The 22553-nt window shown below is 43.3% G+C and carries 17 protein-coding genes; 11 read left to right on the forward strand and 6 right to left on the reverse strand.

The window, feature by feature from the left end; all coding sequences use genetic code 11:
* Positions 1–37: 37 nt before the first annotated feature.
* The 4 genes from greA to JMX48_RS04690 form a co-directional block, all read right to left on the reverse strand.
* The gene (gene greA, locus JMX48_RS04675) at positions 38–514 is read right to left on the reverse strand and encodes a transcription elongation factor GreA (protein ID WP_201534925.1); all 477 of its coding nucleotides are present in this window, start codon (positions 512–514) and stop codon (positions 38–40) included.
* A gap of 329 nt (positions 515–843) precedes the next feature.
* Positions 844–4107, reverse strand: a complete 3264-nt coding sequence (gene carB, locus JMX48_RS04680; protein WP_201534936.1) for a carbamoyl-phosphate synthase large subunit — start codon at positions 4105–4107, stop codon at positions 844–846.
* 163 nt (positions 4108–4270) lie between these two features.
* Positions 4271–5503, reverse strand: coding sequence for a glutamine-hydrolyzing carbamoyl-phosphate synthase small subunit (carA, locus tag JMX48_RS04685; RefSeq protein ID WP_201534938.1), 1233 nt, complete (start codon positions 5501–5503; stop codon positions 4271–4273).
* Between the two features lie 501 nt (positions 5504–6004).
* Positions 6005–6556, reverse strand: a complete 552-nt coding sequence (locus tag JMX48_RS04690; protein ID WP_201534940.1) for a phosphatase PAP2 family protein — start codon at positions 6554–6556, stop codon at positions 6005–6007.
* 262 nt (positions 6557–6818) lie between these two features.
* Between JMX48_RS04690 and JMX48_RS04695 the strand changes: the two genes are divergently transcribed.
* Entirely contained in the window at positions 6819–7355 is a 537-nt protein-coding gene (locus JMX48_RS04695) for a gamma carbonic anhydrase family protein (RefSeq protein WP_201534942.1), read from the forward strand.
* Positions 7356–7455: 100 nt separating this feature from the next.
* Here JMX48_RS04695 and JMX48_RS04700 read toward each other — a convergent pair whose 3' ends face one another.
* Positions 7456–7905, reverse strand: coding sequence for a hypothetical protein (locus JMX48_RS04700; protein WP_201534944.1), 450 nt, complete (start codon positions 7903–7905; stop codon positions 7456–7458).
* Positions 7906–8106: 201 nt separating this feature from the next.
* On the opposite strand from JMX48_RS04700, the gene JMX48_RS04705 reads away from it, so the two are divergent.
* The 3 genes from JMX48_RS04705 (at position 8107) to JMX48_RS04715 (ending at position 10516) form a co-directional block, all read left to right on the forward strand.
* The gene (locus tag JMX48_RS04705; protein WP_201534946.1) at positions 8107–8808 is read left to right on the forward strand and encodes an HAD family hydrolase; all 702 of its coding nucleotides are present in this window, start codon (positions 8107–8109) and stop codon (positions 8806–8808) included.
* Between the two features lie 283 nt (positions 8809–9091).
* Positions 9092–10187, forward strand: a protein-coding gene (gene prfB, locus JMX48_RS04710; protein WP_201534948.1) for a peptide chain release factor 2 whose coding sequence is annotated in 2 segments (ribosomal slippage) — positions 9092–9163 and positions 9165–10187 — 1095 coding nt in all. Because the reading frame shifts where the segments join, the coding sequence is not laid out codon by codon here.
* Positions 10188–10231: 44 nt separating this feature from the next.
* Positions 10232–10516: a pyrimidine/purine nucleoside phosphorylase gene (locus tag JMX48_RS04715; protein ID WP_201534950.1), complete on the forward strand. Its 285-nt coding sequence runs from the start codon at positions 10232–10234 to the stop codon at positions 10514–10516.
* A 273-nt stretch (positions 10517–10789) separates the two neighbouring features.
* Here JMX48_RS04715 and JMX48_RS04720 read toward each other — a convergent pair whose 3' ends face one another.
* Positions 10790–11242, reverse strand: coding sequence for a GNAT family N-acetyltransferase (locus JMX48_RS04720; RefSeq protein WP_201534953.1), 453 nt, complete (start codon positions 11240–11242; stop codon positions 10790–10792).
* Positions 11243–11418: 176 nt separating this feature from the next.
* Here JMX48_RS04720 and JMX48_RS04725 point away from each other — a divergent pair, with 176 nt between their 5' ends.
* From JMX48_RS04725 to JMX48_RS04755, 7 genes are all read left to right on the forward strand, one after another.
* Positions 11419–12558: a DNA topoisomerase IB gene (locus JMX48_RS04725; protein WP_201534956.1), complete on the forward strand. Its 1140-nt coding sequence runs from the start codon at positions 11419–11421 to the stop codon at positions 12556–12558.
* A 454-nt stretch (positions 12559–13012) separates the two neighbouring features.
* Positions 13013–14716, forward strand: coding sequence for an AMP-binding protein (locus JMX48_RS04730; RefSeq protein WP_201534959.1), 1704 nt, complete (start codon positions 13013–13015; stop codon positions 14714–14716).
* Positions 14717–14777: 61 nt separating this feature from the next.
* Positions 14778–15557, forward strand: coding sequence for an SDR family NAD(P)-dependent oxidoreductase (locus JMX48_RS04735; RefSeq protein WP_201534962.1), 780 nt, complete (start codon positions 14778–14780; stop codon positions 15555–15557).
* Positions 15558–15684: 127 nt separating this feature from the next.
* Positions 15685–16254 carry a L,D-transpeptidase family protein gene (locus JMX48_RS04740; protein WP_201534963.1) on the forward strand — a complete coding sequence of 190 codons (570 nt, stop codon included), beginning with the start codon at positions 15685–15687 and terminating at the stop codon, positions 16252–16254.
* A 406-nt stretch (positions 16255–16660) separates the two neighbouring features.
* Positions 16661–19258: an ATP-dependent chaperone ClpB gene (gene clpB / locus JMX48_RS04745; protein ID WP_201534964.1), complete on the forward strand. Its 2598-nt coding sequence runs from the start codon at positions 16661–16663 to the stop codon at positions 19256–19258.
* A 160-nt stretch (positions 19259–19418) separates the two neighbouring features.
* Positions 19419–20663 (forward strand): PQQ-dependent sugar dehydrogenase, encoded by a 1245-nt coding sequence (locus tag JMX48_RS04750; RefSeq protein ID WP_201534965.1) that lies wholly within the window; start codon positions 19419–19421, stop codon positions 20661–20663.
* 224 nt (positions 20664–20887) lie between these two features.
* Complete coding sequence (locus tag JMX48_RS04755; protein ID WP_201534966.1) at positions 20888–22537, forward strand: BCCT family transporter; 1650 nt, start codon at positions 20888–20890, stop codon at positions 22535–22537.
* Positions 22538–22553: the final 16 nt, after the last annotated feature.

A 22553-nucleotide genomic window follows, 5' to 3' on the forward strand; every position in this document is an offset into this window, starting at 1 on the left:
AATCTTTATCAAGCAAACTCTGCGAGAATCAATGAAATTAATCGTATGTGACTTTCATGATTTCGTACTCAACCACGCCTTTTGGCGTTTCAATACGGGCTTCATCGCCTTCGGATTTACCAATCAAACCACGAGCAATCGGTGAGTTGACAGAGATTTTACCTGCTTTGAAATCAGCTTCATCGTCACCAACGATTTTGTATTGCTTTTCTTCTTCGGTGCTCATGTTTTCGATAACGACGGTCACGCCAAATACCACGCGGCCTTCTTTTGGTAAAGTAGCAATGTCAATGACTTGTGCGCCACCAAGTTTGGCTTCGATATCACGAATACGGGCTTCACAAAAACCTTGCTGCTCACGTGCCGCATGGTATTCAGCATTCTCTTTTAAATCACCGTGTTCGCGGGCTTCAGCAATAGAAGCTGTGATGCGTGGACGATCGATACTTTTTAACTGTTTTAACTCGGCTTCTAAAGCCGCATGTCCTTGCGGAGTCATGGGATAACGTTGCATGTTTTTTCCTTAAACCAATAAACCACACCATCTCCTAGTGAATAGTGAGATGGTGTCAGTGTTGTTGCAATGGGTATGAAATATAAAAAGAGTGAGGTTCAGACTCGCAACCAGCAAATGGACTGTCATGTATGAACGTCTATATTTACAGATTGAGGCGCACTGAACCTTATGTAATAAAAAGCATAGTCGCAGTTTAGCCACTATGCTTTTCAGGTTTATCTTTTTAAAGGTATTATTTTTTTAAAGCACTATTGTCATATAAAACCAACAACAAGCGTCGTATAAGCTCTTATATAAGCCTCACGGTTATGCTTAATCTACTGAAATTATTCAGCCACGTCAATAGTCTTTGCTTGCTCATGTAAATCTTGTAGCTTATATACTTCAAATGGCAAGTCAATCGTATACGATTTGCAGACCGCATCTGCCGCGCCTAACGTGGTCACGTAGAAAACTTTGCCTTGTAGCGCGCTACGGCGAATAGAGAATGAATCCTCTTGTGCTTGCTTGCCTTCAGTGGTGTTGATGATAAGGTCAATCTTGCCATTTTTCAAGGCATCAACGATATGAGGGCGACCTTCAGTGACTTTATTGATTTGCTCGCATTCAATACCAGCGTCACTCAGTACTTTTTGAGTGCCTGCTGTCGATACGATATTAAAACCAAAGTCTGCAAGCTGACGAGCGATTGGAGCAATTTGCGCTTTGTCACTATCACGAACTGAAATAAAGACCGTCTTGGTTTCGCCCTCAGTTGGTAGACCTGGCAGACGCTCGTTACTACCGATAATGGCTTTATAAAATGCTTCGCCGAAGGTTTTGCCCACGCCCATGACTTCGCCTGTTGATTTCATCTCAGGGCTCAAGATGGGATCGACACCAGGGAATTTAGCAAATGGGAATACCGCTTCTTTGACCGCGAAAAACGAAGGAACAATCTCAGTCGTAAATCCTTGGTCTTTTAAAGACGTGCCAGCCATACAGCGTGCAGCGATTTGCGCCAATGATGTACCGATGCATTTAGAAACGAAAGGCACCGTACGTGCGGCACGTGGGTTCACTTCCAAGATGTACACCGTTTCGCCTTTTACCGCGAACTGTACGTTCATTAGACCAATGACACCAAGCTCTTTTGCCATAGCGACGGTTTGTGCGCGCATCACATCACATAATTCTTTAGATAGTGAATAGGGCGGTAATGAACAAGCTGAGTCACCAGAGTGAACACCCGCTTGTTCGATATGCTGCATGATACCACCGATTATCACGTCTGTACCGTCACACACACAGTCCACATCGACCTCAATCGCATCGTCTAAGAAACGATCTAACAATACTGGCGCCTCATTTGACGCTTGTACGGCGGTGCGCAGATAATGTCTTAGCTCGTCTTCGTTGTAGACGATTTCCATCGCGCGACCACCTAATACGTAAGAGGGGCGTACGACCAATGGATAACCAACGTCTTTTGCCTTGACCAAACCATCTTCTAAGCTAGTTGCTAGCGCATTGGTTGGTTGAGTAAGGTTCAATTGCTGAATCATATGCTGGAAGCGTTCGCGGTCTTCTGCGCGGTCAATCGCATCAGGACTCGTACCAATGATTTTGACGCCAGCTGCTTCAAGCGCGCGAGCAAGTTTCAATGGTGTTTGACCACCAAACTGTACAATTACGCCATCAGGATTTTCGATACGGACGATTTCTAGCACATCCTCTAAGGTAATTGGCTCAAAGTAGAGACGGTCAGAGGTGTCATAATCGGTTGAAACCGTTTCAGGGTTACAGTTGACCATGATGGTCTCGTAGCCGTCTTCTCGCATCGCAAGGGCCGCGTGTACACAGCAATAATCAAATTCGATGCCTTGACCGATACGGTTAGGCCCGCCACCGATAACCATGATTTTTTTGTTATCCGTTGGATTGGCTTCACATTCGCTATCGTATGTCGAGTACATATAAGCGGTGCTGGTCGCAAATTCTGCTGCACAAGTATCGACGCGCTTATAGACTGGATAGACGTTTAAATCCCAACGCTTTTTACGCAATTGCTTTTGTGACACACCCAGCAATTTGGCTAAACGCAAATCTGACAAGCCTTTACGCTTAAAGCCACGTAGATTTTTTTCGTTAAGTTCACCAAAGCCAAGCGATTTTACTGTGGCTTCTGTTTTCACGATGTCTTCAATCTGAACCAAGAACCAAGGATCAATTTTGGTGAGATTAAATACTTCATCGACGCTCATACCAATACGGAAAGCATCCGCGATATAGTAAATGCGTTCAGGTGTTGGAATGGTCAAACGATTGGTGATTTCGCTACGGGCTTTATCAGCCGGCACTTTTGATAAGTCAATTTGCTCATCAAAACCATCATTGCCTGTTTCCATACCACGCAGTGCTTTTTGCATCGATTCTTGGAAGTTACGACCAATCGCCATCACTTCACCAACCGATTTCATTTGGGTGGATAAAACACTATCGGCTTGGGCGAATTTTTCAAAGTTAAAACGTGGAATCTTGGTCACGACATAATCGAGTGCAGGCTCAAAGCTGGCTGGGGTTTTGCCACCAGTGATGTCATTTTGCAATTCATCTAAGGTATAACCAATCGCTAATTTCGCCGCGATTTTGGCAATCGGAAAGCCAGTCGCTTTTGATGCCAATGCAGACGAACGTGACACGCGTGGGTTCATCTCGATGACGACCATGCGACCCGTGTCAGGGTTGATACCGAACTGTACGTTTGAGCCGCCTGTTTCGACACCAATCTCACGCAGTACGGCTAATGATGCATTACGCATGATTTGGTATTCTTTATCTGTCAAGGTTTGTGCTGGTGCGACCGTGATTGAGTCGCCTGTGTGCACGCCCATTGGGTCAAAGTTTTCGATGGCGCAAATGATGATGCAGTTGTCGTTTTTGTCACGAACCACTTCCATCTCATATTCTTTCCAACCGATTAATGATTCATCGATAAGGAGCTGATGGTTAGGCGATAAGTCAAAACCGCGCTCACAAATCTCGATGAACTCATCACGGTTATACGCGATACCGCCACCTGAGCCGCCCATAGTGAATGACGGACGAATAATACACGGATAACCCATTTTTTCTTGAGTAACAAAGGCTTCTTCCATCGTCTCAGCCGTTTCAGCACGAGGACATTCAAGACCGATACGTTTCATGGCTTTATCAAATAAGTTGCGATCTTCTGCCATCTCGATTGAGTCTTTGGTCGCGCCAATCAGCTCACAATTGTATTTGGTTAATACGCCATGCTTATCCAGCTCTAGCGCACAGTTTAGCGCTGTCTGTCCGCCCATGGTGGGTAATATTGCATCAGGACGTTCTTTGGCGATGATTTGCTCAACCGTCTGCCATGTAATTGGCTCGATATAGGTCGCATCAGCCATGGCTGGGTCAGTCATAATGGTCGCAGGGTTAGAGTTGACCAAGATGACGCGGTAGCCTTCTTCTTTTAGTGCTTTACAAGCCTGCGCGCCTGAGTAGTCAAACTCACATGCTTGGCCGATGACGATGGGGCCTGCGCCAATGATAAGAATGCTTTTTATGTCGGTACGTTTTGGCATAGTTAGGGCTACCTTCGTTAGTATGATGTTTTAATTTATTTATAATTTGAATAAGTACTATCGTATTTTGCGTAGGTCAGCTTAAACCATCGTTCGTGATCTAAGCTATATAACGAATATCTACTGATTGCTAATGGCTTATAGTTAAAAGCTACTTAACAGCTTACGCTTTAGCCTTAGCCATCATCTCAGCAAACTTATCAAACAGTGGCGCACAGTCATGTGGACCAGGGCTGGCTTCTGGGTGACCTTGGAAGCTAAACACAGGCTTATTGGTCAGCTCGATGCCTTGGTTGGTACCATCAAATAGTGAACGATGCGTAGATTTGACGTTGTCTGGCAATGTATTTTCATCAACCGCAAAACCATGGTTTTGACTGGTAATCATCACCGTGCCTGTCGCTAGATCTTGTACTGGATGGTTAGCACCATGATGGCCCGTTTTCATTTTGATAGTGTTTGCGCCGCTGGCAAGACCAATCAGCTGATGACCTAAGCAAATGCCAAAAGTGGGAATGTTCGTCTCTTCAATGATGTGACGGACCGCATCGATGGCATAATCACAAGCCGCAGGATCACCAGGGCCGTTTGATAAGAAGATACCGTCTGGGTTCATTGCGAGCACGTCTGCGATAGGCGTTTGGGCTGGTACAACTGTCACATGACAACCACGGTCTACGAGCATACGCAAGATATTGGTTTTACTACCGAAGTCATAAGCCACGACATTGTATTTTGCATCAATATGAGTGCCCAGCTGCTTAAAGAAGCCGCCCGTACCACTGTCGTGACTGCCTATTAGATCACGATTGAGAAGGGTATCTGATAAATCCCATGTACCCGCTGTCCATTCAAAGCTCTCTGTCGTGCAGCACTCTTTTGCCAAATCCATACCTTCGAGACCAGCAAATGCTTGTGCCAGTTTGATCGCTTGTTGCTCATCGTCGCTGCTAATCGTCTCACCGTCTGATGCAGTCATAATACAGCCGTTCTGCGCGCCTTTATCACGTAGTAGACGAGTCAGCTGGCGTGTATCGATTTCAGCGATAGCCACTGTCTCGTTACGCTGTAGATAGTCGCTCAGTGATTCAGAATTACGGAAATTTGAGGTAACCATGGTTGCGTCACGGATGATGAGACCGTCGGCCCATATTTGATGGCCATTACCAGACTCGGTGTCCTCGCTGTTGGTGCCAGTGTTGCCGATGTGCGGATAGGTGAGGGTGACCAATTGACGCGCGTAGCTTGGGTCAGTTAGGATTTCTTGATACCCTGTCATGGCTGTATTAAATACCACCTCACCGACACGATGACCAAGGCTGCCGATACTGACACCGCGAAAAATCGTACCGTCTGCTAGTGCCAAAATTGCTTGTATTTCTGTCGATGAATTCAAGGGTTGCCTCCGCTATTATGTGTGAGTGCCATCATTTTTTGCGATAAATTTTTTGATCAAAATGCCTCTTTATATCTATCTAACTGTTGCTAAATAAGTATAAAAAAAGAACTAACCCTAAAATTTTTCCACAAAAAAGCGAGAAGACATTATTGATGAAAACTACAAAACTCACTAGATAGTGAATAGGTAACTTGCATCATGTCCGCTCGCTTAGGCACAGATTTTGCGCATTATACTAAAATTTTTGCTTAAGGGCCAGTGTTTATAAATATTGCCGCAAAATCAGCATCTGTAAAAAATTTGCAAAGCTGATTAGGGCGTGTCCTCAATCTGAAAATGGTGATAAAAATAAGATAAATGACAGCCAAACAAGGAAAATAGTGCAGATAATATCGAGATATTGACTAGCTATTTGACGACGTTTGGTAAGATTTAGCTATTTTTAGCCCATTTATTCGCTTTTGTTCAGATTGAGGACATGCCCTAATATTGTAGAAGCTATGGGAATTCGTAATGAACGCTTAAGCCATAATAATCTGGCGCTAAGTCAGTAGCGATATGCAACTGGTCACTATAGCTTTTGGTTAAGTATAGACTGCTGGCAATACCTAATGCCGCTCCTGCTAGCACATCAGTGGTGTCGTGTTGATCGGATTCAATGCGGCTATAAGCGACAAGACCTGCCCCTACATAAGCGGGGATACTGTATTGTAGTCCATAACGCTTATGGATAAAGCTAGCCCCTTGGAAGGCTACGGAGGTATGCCCCGATGGAAAAGAATTATTATCTTCACCATTGGGTCGCTCTTTATTGACAGTCAATTTAAGCGCTTGAGTTGCAGCAATGTTAGTTGCAAATGATTTATAAAATTGCTGACGACCCGCTTTATCATCCATATAATAAGTGCTACCGTAGGCAATCGCTGGGATAGCAACAGCTATAATATTACCTGCACGCTCAATATCGGAGTTATTAGCAGCGCAAATCGGACTGGTCATTATCAAGCCTGACGATAATAACAGTAGTGCAGCTTGTTTTTTGTGGCTCATAGCCTCATTCCTAAAGATGTTTTTGCTATAATTTGCTACTACAGATGGCAAGATGCTATTAATAACTAATAACGCTTTTTCAGTAATGATTTTAGCGATCAGCAATGTCTATTTGTAAATCATCAAACAGATGCTAGTGGCTTGTCATTGTCTTCTTGAGATAATCAGTTTGACTGGTCTTAATTCTGCGGCGATTGTACTATAAAATTTAGCTAATTTTTTATATCATCGAACACTTATTAATAAAAACTAAGGATAGACTATGATTTATCAATATTTAGACAAAGTCCCTGAATTCGCGGTACCATTTAATGGTTGGGTGGCAGACTCAGCGCAGGTGATTGGTGATGTATATTTAGGGCATCAAGCCAGCATTTGGTTTGGCGCGGTGTTACGCGGTGATAATGAACGTATTCACATCGGTGACTACAGTAATGTACAAGAAAACAGCGTCATCCATACGGATGCAGGCGTGCACGCAAAAATTGGTAATTATGTCACGATTGGTCACTTAGCGATGCTACACGGTTGCGAAATCGGTGACAATAGTTTGATTGGTATTGGCGCAGTTGTATTAAATAATGCCAAAATTGGAAAAAACTGTCTAATTGGTGCCAAAGCATTGGTCACTGAGGGTCAGCAGATTCCAGATAATTCATTGGTCATGGGCGCGCCTGCAAAAGTGGTCAAGACACTGACCGATGAGCAGGCAGCCATGCTAAAAGCATCAGCAATGCATTATGCGGAGCGTTGTCAAAAGTTTAAAACAGGTCTAAAAGAAATCGCCATGCCAAACTAGATTCTGCCATCAGAGAGTATATGATGCGTTTAATGAGGCTGAACCAAATGCGCTTAAGATCAGCCATTTCAAAATAGCTGATTTTTGCCAAACATTAAATTTATGCCATCAGCATCATTACCAGCCAAATAATGGCAAAAATGATAATACCAATAACAAGACCGCGAAAAATATCATGGCGTACAGAATAGTCATTGAGATAAGCGTTATTATTGGTCGCATCGTCGATACTCAATGCGTTGACGCTTTCAGCACCAGCAGATTTGCCAACGATAAAACCTAGTAAAGCCCCAAGTATCAACATGAAAGGCGTGAACAACCAAAAAATATCGCCGTTACCACTACCAAATATTGAGCGGATGACCACAATAGCCATGTCAATGAGTAAGCCGCCAAAGCCGTACATCAAACCGTTCAAAAGCGCGTAAATCGTACGATCTAAGGTTGACTGATAGCTATTACCTAGTTGACGCTGCCTGATTTCTCTAATTGAGCGAGCAGGGCGACGTGGTCTACGGGACAAGTGGTTTTTATTACTGAGCAATTTCATAAAGTCCCTCAAAATTTTCATTAACGCAGTAGATACTATTATATAAAATAAGCTACCATGATTTTGCTTGGCGCGGCGTAATATTCTCAAAAACTTATTGATGACGTTTTTTATTTATAACGTCAATTTTTCTATTCATGCAATCGTTTATAACCAGTACTAAAAATTCTATCTTTTAACAAACCACGATAAGGTCTCATTATGCAGACAAATCAAGCACAGCGTTCTCAAAAAGAATTGGCATTATTTGATTTAGACCATACTTTGCTAGATGTTGATAGCGACTATCTGTGGGGTGAATATATCGTCAAGCACAATCTTGTCGACGAAGCTGAATATCGCACGGCCAATCAGAAGTTTTATCAAGATTATATCGAAGGCACGCTGGATGCAACTGAGTACAATGAGTTTGTCGCCCAGTTTTTGAGTAGTCTGCCACTAGATAGATTGCATGAGCTGCGGGAAGACTATATTAAAAGTGAAATCGAGCCGCATATTCGTCCGAAAGCGATGGAGGTATTGTGTCAGCACATTGAGCGTGGTCATGATGTCGTGATTATCTCTGCAACCAATGATTTTGTGGTTTCTGCTATTGCGAAACGATTTGGTATTGAAGATGCCAATGTGTTATCGACTCCACTTGAGATTAAAAACGAGCGCTACACAGGTAAATTGACGGATAAACCAAATTTTAAAGAAGGTAAGATTTATCACCTCAATAAATGGCTCGATAAGCAGCAAGCAGCCGGTATGACGTTTGAGAAGACGTATGCTTATTCAGACTCCAAAAATGACATTCCTTTGCTTGAATGGGCAGACGTGGCTATTTGTGTGTCACCTGATGAGTCATTACATGCGCATGCGCTCGCCCATCGCTGGGCAGTAGAAGATTGGTCAATGTAGTTTGTTCAATGTATGGTCAATATCGTCAACACTACATAAAATAAGGTCAAATACTATCATGCGCTACTGGGATAAGTTTTCCTTACTTGCTGTGCCTGCGCAGACAGAGGCGGCGCAAAAATTATCCAGTAGCACTGTGATTATTTTATAGTGTATGTCAATAGCAATTAGCCAACCATTTGATCTTAATCTCATTTAAAATAGCACCGTATTTATTATGCATTTATCATGCAAAAAACAGGCATTATTCAAAAACAGGCATCATTTAAAAACAGGAAAATTTATGGAAATCAATCCGTATCAAGAACAAATCAAAGATTTATCCGAGCGTGGGCAGGATTTGCGGAGGTATCTTTGACTTCGATGGTAAGCAAGAACGCTTAGAAGAAGTCAATTTAGAATTAGAAAATCCCGAGCTATGGAACGATCCAGAGCGTGCGACCAAGATTAATAAAGAAAAAAGTCATCTTGATGGTGTCATTGATGTCGTGGTCTCACTAGAAACCACGTTAGAAGATGCGTCTGCGATGCTAGAGCTGGCAGTAGAAGAAGACGATGCGTCACTGCTTGCTGATGTGCAAAGCGAGCTGGACAATGCAGAAAAACGCGTTGCGGATTTAGAGTTTCGTCGCATGTTTAGTGGTGAGATGGACGCGAACAACTGCTACTTGGATATCCAGTCAGGCAGTGGCGGTACAGAGGCGCAAGATTGGGCAGAAATGCTGCTGCGTATGTACACACGCTGGGCAGAAGCTCACGACTTCAAGGTTGATGTGATCGAAGTCTCCGCTGGCGGTGTCGCTGGAATTAAATCAGCGACCATTGAGATCAAAGGCGATTATGCCTTTGGTTGGCTTCGTACCGAGATTGGTGTACATCGTCTCGTACGCAAATCACCGTTTGATAGTAACAATGGCCGTCATACGTCATTTGCCGCCGTTTTTGTCTCGCCTGAAATCGATGATAATGTCGATATTGATATCAATCCGGCTGACTTGCGCATCGATACTTATCGTTCATCGGGTGCGGGTGGTCAGCACGTCAACACCACTGATTCTGCCGTTCGTATTACCCATGAGCCGAGTGGGGTGGTGGTGACCTGTCAAAACGAGCGTAGCCAACACGGTAACAAAGCAACTGCCATGAAAATGCTGCGTGCCAAGCTGTATGAGCTTGAAATGCAAAAACGGATGGAAAAACAGCAAGCGGTTGAAGATGGCAAATCCGACGTTGGTTGGGGCAGTCAAATTCGCTCTTATGTATTGGATGACTCACGTATTAAGGATTTGCGTACTGGCGTCGAGACTTTTAATACCGGTGCTGTGCTCGATGGCGACCTCGATCAATTTATCGAAGCGAGTCTAAAAGCAGGTCTATAAAAACATCTTTGAAATATTACCTAAAACCTTATTAAGGAACCATTATGCCAAGCGTTAATAATTATTTTGATAATAAAGTCACTTCTATTGCTTTCCAAACAGCAACTAAGCCAGCTACTGTTGGTGTGATGGAAATTGGTGAGTACGAATTTGGTACTAGCGAATTCGAAACCATGAGCGTGGTTAGCGGCGCATTGACGGTCAAGCTACCAGAAAGTGATGACTGGCAAACCTTTAACGCTGGCGAGCAATTTACCGTTGACGCCAATAAAAAGTTTCAGGTAAAAGTAGACGTCGAAACCGCTTATTTATGTGTGTATGGTAAATAACATTTGTTAAGTTAAAACTACATTTATATGACTAACGCTGTCTTAAAACAACCAACGCCAAGTATCTAACGCTTGGCGTTTTTTATGGATATTATTTGAGCAAAATTTATCGATATGCAGTCGGTTAAAAGTTAAATCGACGCACTGATAGTCAGTTACTACTGGTATAAATTTTCCTCGCTTGCTGTGTCGTTGCTGACAGAGGCTTCGAAATATTCATCCCAGTAGTACTGTCGCGCTTTTGAATTTTTTTGATTATAGAGTGAATCAAACTCATAAGGTTTTACTATACTGAACCACATCGGTCTTAGTCGCTATCTTTTCATAAAGTGTACGAGCTGATGTGTTGCTTTCTTGAGTATGCCAATAGACACGGTTGCAGTTTTTTTGCTTGGCAAAGTCGTACACATACTCAATCAACGCTCGCCCCACGCCTTGCCCGCGCACAGACTCACTAACGTACAAATCCTCTAGATAACAACACTCTGTAGTATTCCAAGTATTGGGACGCAGCACCACGTGAGTGATGCCTACCAAGATATCATTTTTCCACGCCCCAAAGCCATAGATAGCTAAGTCTTTATCTAGTAAATTGAGCCATGTATGTTCAGTTGTGCTAAGTGGTAATACCGTTTCATAAAACGTCAGATAACGTTGCCACAATTCTAACCAAAGGTCGTAATCAGCTTTAGATAATGGTGTTATTTTTACAGATGAATTTGTCATAATTTTTTCAACTTAAGTTTTAATTTTTGCTAAATTATGCCTCAAAAACGAATAGTTTAGAACCCTTGTATCCATTTTATTTTACACAGGATTACACTTTATCCGTGGCAAACAAACAGCAAAAATAGCCTGAATTCATTATGCTAAAACGATTCATTTATCAAACGAGTATTCTTATGACTAAGGCAGACCAACAGACCACCACGCCAGATGTGCGTCATGATTATGAGCACTTAGCTGGTTTGGCAAATCTGCGCTATGTGAGCGATGATGAACCGGGATATGGACGCAGACGTTGGGGCAAAGGGTTTACTTATCGAGATGCGACTGGCAAAACGGTAAAAGACAAAGCATTGCGTAAGCGGTTTGATGCGCTAGTGATACCGCCAATGTGGTCAGAGGTTTGGATATGCCAAGATAATAAAGGACATCTGCAATCAACAGGGCGTGATGACAAAGCACGTAAACAGTACTTGTACCATCCAGAGTGGGATCGGGTCCGCGACCAAGCCAAGTTTGATGCGATGATTGGCTTTGCAGAAGCATTGCCAAATTTGCGCGCTCAAGTCGAAAAAGACTTGGAGGCAGCGCCTTTATCACGAGCCAATGTCCTCGCGGCGGTGGTCAAATTATTAGAGACGACTTTGATTCGTATCGGTAATAGTCGTTATGCTAAGTTGAATAAGAGCTATGGTTTAAGTACGCTCAGAAGCAAGCATGTCAACGAAACGGACACAGGTTTGGCCTTTGATTTCGTTGGTAAAAGCTCAAAAGAGCATCATATTGAATTGCAAGATGAGCGTTTGATTGAAATTGTGCAAGCGTGCTCTGAGTTGCCTGGTTATCAAGTTTTTAAGTATCTCGATGAAAATGGTGACAAGCAAGCCGTCGATAGCGCTGATATTAATGATTATCTACGTGAGCATCTTTGTGCGGATAGTGGTAGCAGTGCTAAAGATTGTGTGGATAAACGTTACAGTGCCAAAGATTTTCGTACGTGGATGGCAAGCGTATTGGCTGCGAGTCATCTGTATGACGTGCTTGATACAGCAGACGGCAAAAACATACTAGCCAGTGAGCCTGAAAGCTCTGACCGCCAGCAGTTGGTCACGGATATGGTCAAGGAGGTGGCAGAAGCACTTGGTAATACCCCCGCTGTCTGCCGTTCTTCTTATATTAATCCTATCATTATTGAGCAATTCTTAGCGGGTCAGTTTTTTGAGTCTTATAAGGAAGCACATCGCGGACGTACTAAGAAGTATCAAAGCGTTGAAGAGAAGGCGTTGCTTGGATTTTTGAGCACAGTAAAAAAATAATAAAGCAATGAATGACAGGATGCGTGCATAATTCGTCATCGTTTAGTATCTTAGATAGCGACTATTTTTTGCTCGATTCATTGTTGGACATATTTAGTCTAATCATTTTAATTTGATATTTTAACTTCGATGCGGCGAAAAATAATCCTGCCTTTTATTATTAATAAATAAGGAGCGGATTGCTAAAATCATCCAATACTGTGTTAAAAATCTCGCTAAGATACTGATTTGCGCAACAGATCGAATAGATAAGGCGCTGATGATGCATGAGCAGTCATATAATTATCTGGACGAGATTTATGATAAATGATACGTTATGTATTGAAATAAATATAAAAATGCGTTACTAATAGGTCATGTTAAATACGATTGCAAAACGGCCTATAGGATGTGACCGACGTGCAATCATAAACACCATTTTACCAGTTACCTGCTATTGCTAAAGGATTAGCTTATGAATACCTCCACTGATAACTCTACGATTACTGCTACAGACTGTTCAATTACGCCAAAAAACTATACTGATTACTACAATAACTTCGATATCAATGCATTATCGACAGAAATCTTTGGCGAGCATTTGGACGATCGATTGAACGCTTATATGGCGTGTTGCGGTCGCCATGTGCGTGATGGCCGCGCGGATAATCTTGCATTAGTGCATGAAGATACGGCAGGCACTGTGACACGTATGAGCTTTGCTGAGCTAGATAAAGCAAGCGCGCAAGTCGCCAATTTACTTCAGTCTTATGGTGTAAAAGTAGGCGATCAAGTCGCCACTATGTTGCCGCGTACTCCCGAGTTATTGACGATTGTATTAGCAATTTGGCGGATTGGCGCGGTGTATCAACCGCTATTTACCGCTTTTGGTTATGATTCTATCAAATATCGCATGGACAAAGCGAATACCAAGGTCGTCTTTACCAATCAAGAGAATCGTGACAAGTTTGAAGACTTGGCTGAGCAGACCAAGATGGTCTTGGTGGGTAGCGAGGAGGATGCGCAAAGTTGGGGCGATGATAGCTATGTTGCAATGACAGCAGCGCAGTCACAAACGATAGAGCCCGTCATTTTAGATACCGATTCGCCATTTTTACAGATGTTTACCTCAGGTACGGTTGGTAAAGCTAAAGGCGTCAGCGTGCCGTTAGCGGCGTTATCAGCCTTTTATTTATATATGCGCTATGCCATTGATTTACGCGAGGACGATCATTACTGGAATATGGCCGATCCAGGCTGGGCATATGGCTTGTATTATGCGATTACGGGTCCTTTATTGTTAGGCGTTACCACTTATTTTAATGAAGCGGGTTTTGATGCTCAGAATACCCGTGACTTCATGGTACGTCACAAGATTACCAATATAGCCTCTTCACCAACGGCATTTCGCATGATGAAGTCGAGTGGCATTTTTGAAAAAGCGCATAATGATGTCAATGCCAAGTTATCGCTACGCTGTGCCAATTCAGCAGGCGAGACTTTAAATACCGAAGTGGTGAATTGGGTTGATACTTATTTAAGCTGCAAAATTTGCGATCATTATGGTCAGACAGAGACAGGCATGACGTGTTGTGCCCATCATGCGCTGGCGCATAAATCTCCCGTAGGTTCGATGGGCATGGCGCTACCTGGGCATACGCTGGTGGTATTAGATGATGATATAAATGTATTGCCTGATGGTGAGCAAGGACAGTTAGCTGTGGTGGTCAGTCAATCACCCGCGTTTTATTTCCGTGGTTATAGCTGGAATGAAAAACAAGCGTTCGTCGATGATTATTATCTGACTGGTGATGTGGTCGAGCGCCATAGTGATGGCAGTTATTGGTTCTCAGGGCGTGACGATGACATCATTACTACCGCAGGTTATCGAGTGGGTCCGACCGATGTTGAAAATACGGTACTCGAACACGACGCTGTTGCAGAGTCAGCCGCCGTTGGCATCCCGGATGAGGAGCGCGGTCATACTATCAAATCTTATGTGGTGTTAAAAGACGGTATCGAAGGCACTGAAGAAATTGCGCAACAAATCAAAGATTTGGTACGTAAGCGTCTATCGGCACATGCCTATCCGCGCGAAATTGAGTTTGTGTCTGAGCTACCAAAGACACCAAGTGGTAAGATTCAACGGTTTTTACTGAGAAGTTTATCCGCTTCTTAAATAAATCAAAGTATGTACCAAATAATAAAACGGACGTAAATAATAATACCAAGGAATAGTTATGCAAATTGAACAACACAGCTTTTTGGTTACTGGCGGTGCATCCGGTTTGGGCGAGGCAGTGGTTCGCGCTATTGTCGCTAAAGGCGGTAAAGTCGTCATCGCTGATCTCAATGAATCCGCTGGCAATGCCTTGGTCAACGAGTTGGGCGATAACGCACGTTTTGTCCGTTGTGATGTCACCAGTGGCGATGACGTGCAAGCGGCTGTCGCTATGGCTGAAAAAGCATTTGGCGGTCTGCAAGGTTCGATTAACTGCGCGGGTATTGTCGTCGTACAAAAGCTATTGGATCGTGAAAATAATCCCGCCGATCTTGAGTCGTTTAGTCGCGGGGTTAATATTAACTTGGTTGGCTCTTTTAATGTTGCGCGTCTTGTCGCTGCTAGTATCGCTAAGCGAGTGGCTGCTAAACCATCAGATGAAGCCAATGTCGATCAAGGCATTATTATTAATACCGCGTCTATTGCTGCCTTTGATGGACAAGTAGCACAAGCCAGTTACGCCTCATCAAAAGCGGGTGTGGTCGGTCTGACTTTACCGCTTGCTCGCGAGCTGGCGCGTCATGGTATTCGCGTGATGACGATTGCACCGGGTGTTTTTGCTACTCCAATGATGCAAAGTATTCCTGAAAAGGCACGTGAGCAGCTAGAGGCGGGCGTTCCTTATCCTAAACGTTTAGGCGCACCTGATGAATTCGCCAAACTGGTTCTTCACATTATTGATAATGCTTATTTAAATGGAGAAGTCATTCGTCTAGATGGCGCTATTCGTATGGTGTAGCGACTGCTAGACCACGTTTTTATTTTATTCATCATTTTTGCACAAAACTTGATCATCAAACAGGGCATAGTGCTTTGATATATTATGACTCATTGCTATCACGCATTGATTATAAGGATTAAAGCCTATGTCATTTTTTCGTCCAAATTCTAATAAGTACTCAAGCTGGCTCTTCATCGCGATAGGGCTTAGTTTTGCTACTATTATTAGCACGAGTACCATCGCTGCTGCTAAGAATGCCGTAGAACAAAAACAGTCTATTTCTCATGACGTCATTATCGATAAAGTCTTGGTCGATAAATCAGAGCGTCGTCTGCAGTTAATGAGCGGTGACAAAGTGATTCAATCTTATCATATTGCGCTCGGCGGTAATCCCATTGGTCATAAGCAACAAGAAGGCGATAATCGTACGCCAATAGGCAGTTATACACTCGATTATAAAAATGAAAAATCTGGATATTATCGTTCTATGCACGTCAGTTACCCCAATGCCATCGATAAAGCCAATGCGAAATCACGAGGCGTCAGTCCAGGCGGCGCTATCATGATTCATGGACAAAAAAATGGCTTTGGTGCATTGGCAATGCTTAATCAGCAACGTGATTGGACGGCTGGCTGTATGGCAGTGACCAATGATGAAATGGATGAAATTATGGCGGCCGTCAAGGTTGGCACACCTATTGAAATCGTTGAGTAAGCGGCGTTTATAAAGCCACTGGTAATCTTTTATATTAACTTTCTGTCCTTTCTATTTTAATATATCATTCCCATTCCTGTCTTTTGAATGCTCATATTTCTTTCGTTTATTCTCTTGAAATAGTTGTCTAGCGTGCCTATTAAGGGGTTATATTCAATATCATTGTTATTAGTAAGGTTTAATGTGAAAAGCATTATTCTTTACTGGCGTTAACTCGTATCAACTTGCCCTAAAAAGCCATCAACTATTATTGAATACAGTTAAATTGATATTGAAATATTACTCAACAAACCTTATATAGTTAATAACGAAAAGCTGGCGGTAATATTTAATACTTATAAAAAACCACCGCTACTAATTAACGATATAAGCTTAGTTATATAAGCAATTATAAAAGGACACAATCATGAGGTTCGAAAAATTTACCCAAAAATTGCAATCAGCGATTCAAGAAGCACAAAGTCTGGCACTAGGACGTGATCATACTGGTATCGATCCGGTGCATTTGCTTGCCATACTGCTACAAGATGAATCTAACTTGTCTATCTGTCAGCAAGCGGGCGCGTCTATCCCTGCGCTAAAAAATGGCGTGGCAAAAGCGTTAGACAACCAAGCGACGATTAGTGAGCCGACAGGTGATGTCAACCTAAACCCAAACTCGGTTAAAATTTTGAACTTGGCAGATCGTCAAGCACAAAAAGAAGGCGATGATTTTATCGCAACCGAATGGGTAATATTGGCACTCGCTGAGCAAGGCGACACCAAAAAAATATTTGAAAGTGCGGGCGTGACAGCAAGCAAATTAAAGACAGTCATTGAGCAGCTGCGCGGTGATGATACGGTAAACAATCAAAATGCAGAAGATCAGCGTGATGCGCTAAATAAATATACCATTAACCTGACTGAGCAGGCGGAACTTGGCAAGCTAGATCCTGTCATCGGCCGTGACGAAGAGATTCGCCGTACTATCCAAGTGCTATCGCGTCGTACCAAAAACAATCCAGTGCTCATCGGTGAGCCGGGTGTGGGTAAAACCGCTATCGTTGAAGGTCTTGCACAAAAAATTATCAATGGCGATGTGCCAGAAGGTTTACGCCGTAAAGAAGTACTGTCGCTAGATTTGGGCGCACTCATTGCAGGGGCCAAATTCCGCGGTGAGTTTGAAGAGCGTCTCAAAAGCGTACTCAGCGACCTAGCCAAGCAAGAAGGCAACGTCATCTTATTTATCGATGAGCTGCATACCATGGTTGGTGCTGGTAAATCAGAAGGGGCGATGGATGCAGGAAACATGCTAAAACCTGCATTAGCACGTGGTGAGCTGCACTGCGTCGGTGCGACGACGTTAGATGAATACCGCAAGTATATCGAAAAAGATGCGGCGCTTGAGCGTCGTTTCCAAAAAGTACTGGTTGATGAGCCAACGGTCGAAGACACCATTGCGATATTACGGGGTCTCAAAGAGCGCTACGAGTTGCATCATGGCGTTGATATTCAAGACAGTGCGATTATTGCTGCTGCGCGCATGAGCCATCGTTATATCACTGATCGCAAATTGCCGGATAAAGCGATTGATTTGATTGATGAAGCGGCCAGTCGCTTGCGCATGGAGATGGACAGTAAGCCTGAATCATTGGGTAAACTTGATAGCCGTTTGATTCAACTAAAAATGCAGCGCGAAGTGCTCAAAAATGAAGAAGATGCTGGAGCGCAAGCAGAGCGTAGAGTGCTCGATGCTCAAATTGAAGCGCTAGAAAAAGAATATGCTGATCTCAATGAGATTTGGCAAGCAGAAAAGGCATTGGTCAAAGGCAGTCAACAGCTCAAAGACGAGCTGGACAAAACCCGTATTGCTTATGATAAAGCCAGCCGAGAAGGCGATTATGAGATCATGAGTAAGCTGCAATATGAAACCATTCCGCAGTTAGAGCGCCGTATTCATGAGTCTGACTTGGCAGAGCAAAAAGAGCAGACAGGTGAGGGTAGTGGCATAAAACTGCTACGCAATAAAGTCACAGATAATGAAATTGCAGAAGTAGTGGCAGCGGCGACGGGCATTCCAGTCAGTAAAATGATGCAAGGCGAACGCGACAAAATGCTCGCCATGGAAGAAAAACTGCATGAGCGCGTCATTGGACAGGATGAAGCGGTCGAAGCGGTGGCAAATGCCGTACGTCGTAGTCGTGCAGGCTTGTCTGATCCCAATCGTCCTTCAGGTTCGTTCTTATTTTTAGGACCAACGGGTGTCGGTAAAACGGAGCTTACCAAGTCATTGGCAAACTTCTTATTTGACTCTGAAGATGCGATTGTACGTATCGATATGAGCGAATACATGGAGAAGCACAGCGTCAGTCGCTTGGTTGGCGCGCCTCCAGGTTATGTCGGTTATGAAGAAGGTGGCGCATTGACTGAGGCCGTACGTCGCAAACCGTATAGCGTGATTTTGTTTGATGAAGTCGAAAAAGCGCATCCTGATGTGTTCAATATTCTACTGCAAGTATTGGATGATGGTCGTTTGACCGACTCACAAGGTCGTGTGGTCGATTTCAAAAATACCGTTATCATTATGACCAGTAACTTGGGTTCGCATAAAATCCAAGAGATGGTTGGAGAAAGCTATGAGGACATCAAGGCTGAAGTTATGGACTCCGTTGGTCAGCATTTTCGCCCAGAGTTCGTCAACCGTATTGATGAGATTGTCGTCTTTCATCCGCTTGGTTTGTCACAGATGGCAGGCATTGCTGATATTCAGCTAGGTCGCTTGCGTCAACGTTTGCACGAGCGCGAGATGGATATCGAGCTATCAGCCGATGCTATGAATAAATTGGTCGCGGTTGGCTATGATCCTGTTTATGGGGCGCGTCCACTCAAACGTGCCATTCAGCAAGAGATCGAAAACCCATTGTCATTGAAACTGCTGGCGGGTTATTTCGTCGCTGGCGATATCATAAAAGTAGAGGTCGGTGCGGATGATAAACTGACTTTTGATAAGCTTAGAATGAGTTGATTTTAATCATGATGTGTTAAATCAAACCCCTTATTTGCAATAGCAAGTAAGGGGTTTTTGCTTGGTGCCCTAGTGTTATTTTACCTTTTTAACACATTTACTATGCTATAAATAATTTAAGATTTCATAACATGACCTTAAAATGGATAGAGAGGAAAAAATGACGACAATCAATATCAGCACGCCGTTAACTTTACCGATTACCCTAGCAGCATTACTGTTTAGTACTGCTGCTTGCTCCAATCAATCGGTAGTCAATACCAGTGAAGATCTCACAAAATACAAGGAAGCGAGAAGCGCTGCTACTGAGTCTTCAACCAATACTGAAAAACCCACTTTCACCACTAATTCCGTTGCTACTTTTAACGAGCCTTGGGCAATGACAGCCCTACCTAAAACCAATGATGAACCACTGAAATTCCTTATCACACAAAAAACAGGTGAGCTATTTGTGGTTGATACTGCCACTGGTGCTAAGACTATGGTAAGTGGTGTGCCAAAAGTTGCCTATGGCGGGCAGGGCGGACTTGGCGACATTATCATTGCGCCAGATTTTGCAACTTCCAATAACGTCTATATGAGCTATGTAGAAGCGGGTAAAGGAGACGACAGTAATAAATTTGGTGCCAAGGTTATAAAAGCCAGACTGTCAGGATTAAATACGGATACGCCAAGCTTGCAAGCAATTGCGCCAATTTGGCAACAGACACCAAAAGTGGAAGGACAAGGTCATTATAGCCACCGTTTGCTCTTCTCACCTGATGGACAGTATCTGTATATCAGCTCAGGTGAACGTCAGAAAAAAGAACCAGCGCAAGACATGAGCGTGAATATGGGTAAAATTATCAGACTAAATCCTGATGGCTCGGTGCCAAAAGACAATCCGTTTGCCAATGACAAAAACGATATTCGCTCACAGTTTTGGACAACAGGCAATCGTAATGTACTGGGTATGGCGATAGATGATAGTGGTAGATTTTGGGCAAATGAGATGGGCCCACAGGGAGGCGATGAGTTTAATCTAATCGAAAAAGGCAAGAATTATGGCTGGCCGATGGTCTCTAACGGGCGCGATTATTCAGGTCTCGATATTCCTGACCATGATACTCGTCCTGAATTGGAAGCGCCCAAAATCACATGGACACCGGTTATATCGCCTTCATCGATGAGCATATATTCTACGGGTACGCATAGCGATTTTCCAGCGTGGCAGGACAATTTATTGATCAGTGGTCTATCATCGAAAGCGCTTATTGTGGTGAGTGTCGCTGATGATAATACTGCTTCTGAGCGTTATCGCTATGATATGGGCGAACGTGTTCGTAGTGTATCGGCAGTGGATGGTGAGGTATGGGCGTTAGAGGATGGCAGCGCTGGTAAATTATTGCAATTGCAGCCTAAATAATAGGCCGATTTGTTAAATAATTTAGGGCATGTCATAAGTATATAAATTGACAGTCACACGCTGGGTTTCTATGGCAAATCCAGCGTGTTTTATCATTTTTGTACTCTAAAATATAGAATTTATTAAAGTAGATAAAGTGTTTCTACGGCGCTTTATTTTGTAATTAATTGATAATTAAACGTTATTTTGTTAAGGTGGCCTCCCTTGCATTAAGAGATGAGCACATGGACGAAGTAAAAGTAGAGAGATTGGGTCCATTTCCACGGGTGAGTAAACCTGTATTTATAGCATCGACGGTTTTAATTGTTGGATTTATTATTTTTGGTGCTTTTTTTACAGAAGCTGCCGGTGCAATTTTTAGTTTCTTACAGAATTTTATTACTGAGAAGTTCGGCTGGATGTTTATTATCCTAGTCAATACGGCACTGGTTCTTTGTATTTACCTCATCATGAGTCGTTATGGTGATATTCGCTTGGGCAATCAAACCGAGCGTGCGCAATATAGCCTTGTCTCTTGGATAGGTATGTTGTTTTCGGCAGGTATTGGTATTGGTTTGGTCTATTGGGGTACAGCAGAGCCTTTATATCACTTTATGGCACCGCCACTCGGTGAAGCAGAAACCCTAGAGGCGGCCAAACAAGCCATGAACCTCTCGTTTTTACACTGGGGATTACATGCTTGGGGCATTTATACCATCGTGGCTTTAGCTTTGGCCTACTTTCATTTTCGCCGTGGTTTACCATTATCAATCCGCTCAACGCTTTATCCGATATTAGGTCGCAAGATTTATGGCCCATGGGGTCACACCGTTGATACGCTAGCGGTATTTGGTACGATGTTTGGGGTAGTGACTTCTCTCGGCTTAGGCGTGATGCAGATTAATGCTGGTCTGGAGAACTTATTTGGCATTCCTAATAGTATTGGCGTACAGTTTGCGATCATTGCTTTTGTGACTGCTATGGCTTGCATCTCTTTGATGCTAGGCCTTGATAAAGGTATTAAACGCTTAAGTGACATCAATATGGGACTGACGGCCGTGCTACTCGCATTTATGGTCATTCTTGGTCCAACCTTGTTTATTTTTGATAGTTTTATCGAAAATGTTGGTAATTATCTAGGATCATTTATCCCTTTGGCAACATGGGGCGAAGCATATAGTAATACAGATTGGCAAAACAGTTGGACGATATTTTACTGGGCATGGTGGGTAAGTTGGGCGCCATTTGTTGGGGTATTTATTGCTCGTATTAGCCGAGGTCGTACGATTCGTGAGTTTGTATTAGGGGTTTTATTGATCCCAATGACTATTTTGTTTTTTTGGTTTACCACGTTTGGTGGCGTCGCTATTCACATGGAACTGCTGGCAGGGATGAGTCCTGATGTCGTGAGTCCGGGATTGGTTTCGGCCGTGCAAGCAGATATCGGTAGTGCGATCTTTAAGTTGGTTGAATACTATCCAATGACCAAACCTGTGACGTTGCTAATCGTTATTATGATTGTATTGTGGTTTGTGACTTCCTCAGATTCAGCGAGTTTTGTCATTGATATGTTGACGGCTGGTGGCGATACCAATCCACCAAAAATTCAGCGCTTATTTTGGGCAACAACAGAAGGAATTATTGCAGCGATATTATTGGCCGCAGGAGGTCTAGACGCGCTAAAGGCGGCTGCTATCGTAGCAGGGTTACCATTTGCCTTGGTGATATTTGTGATGATGTATGCGCTGCTGCGCGGACTGAGTCGAGATCGATTGATCTTATACCGAGCGCAGCAATACTTTATTACTGAAGAGTCTGCCGATCATAATTCAGCCAATGAGTTCGTTGATGAACATTTACTAAAAGGTCCACCCAAAATTGTAAAGGGTGACTGATAAACCGTAAAAGTCA

This window comes from Psychrobacter immobilis (assembly GCF_904846225.1).
Taxonomy (GTDB): Bacteria; Pseudomonadota; Gammaproteobacteria; order Pseudomonadales; family Moraxellaceae; genus Psychrobacter; species Psychrobacter immobilis_F.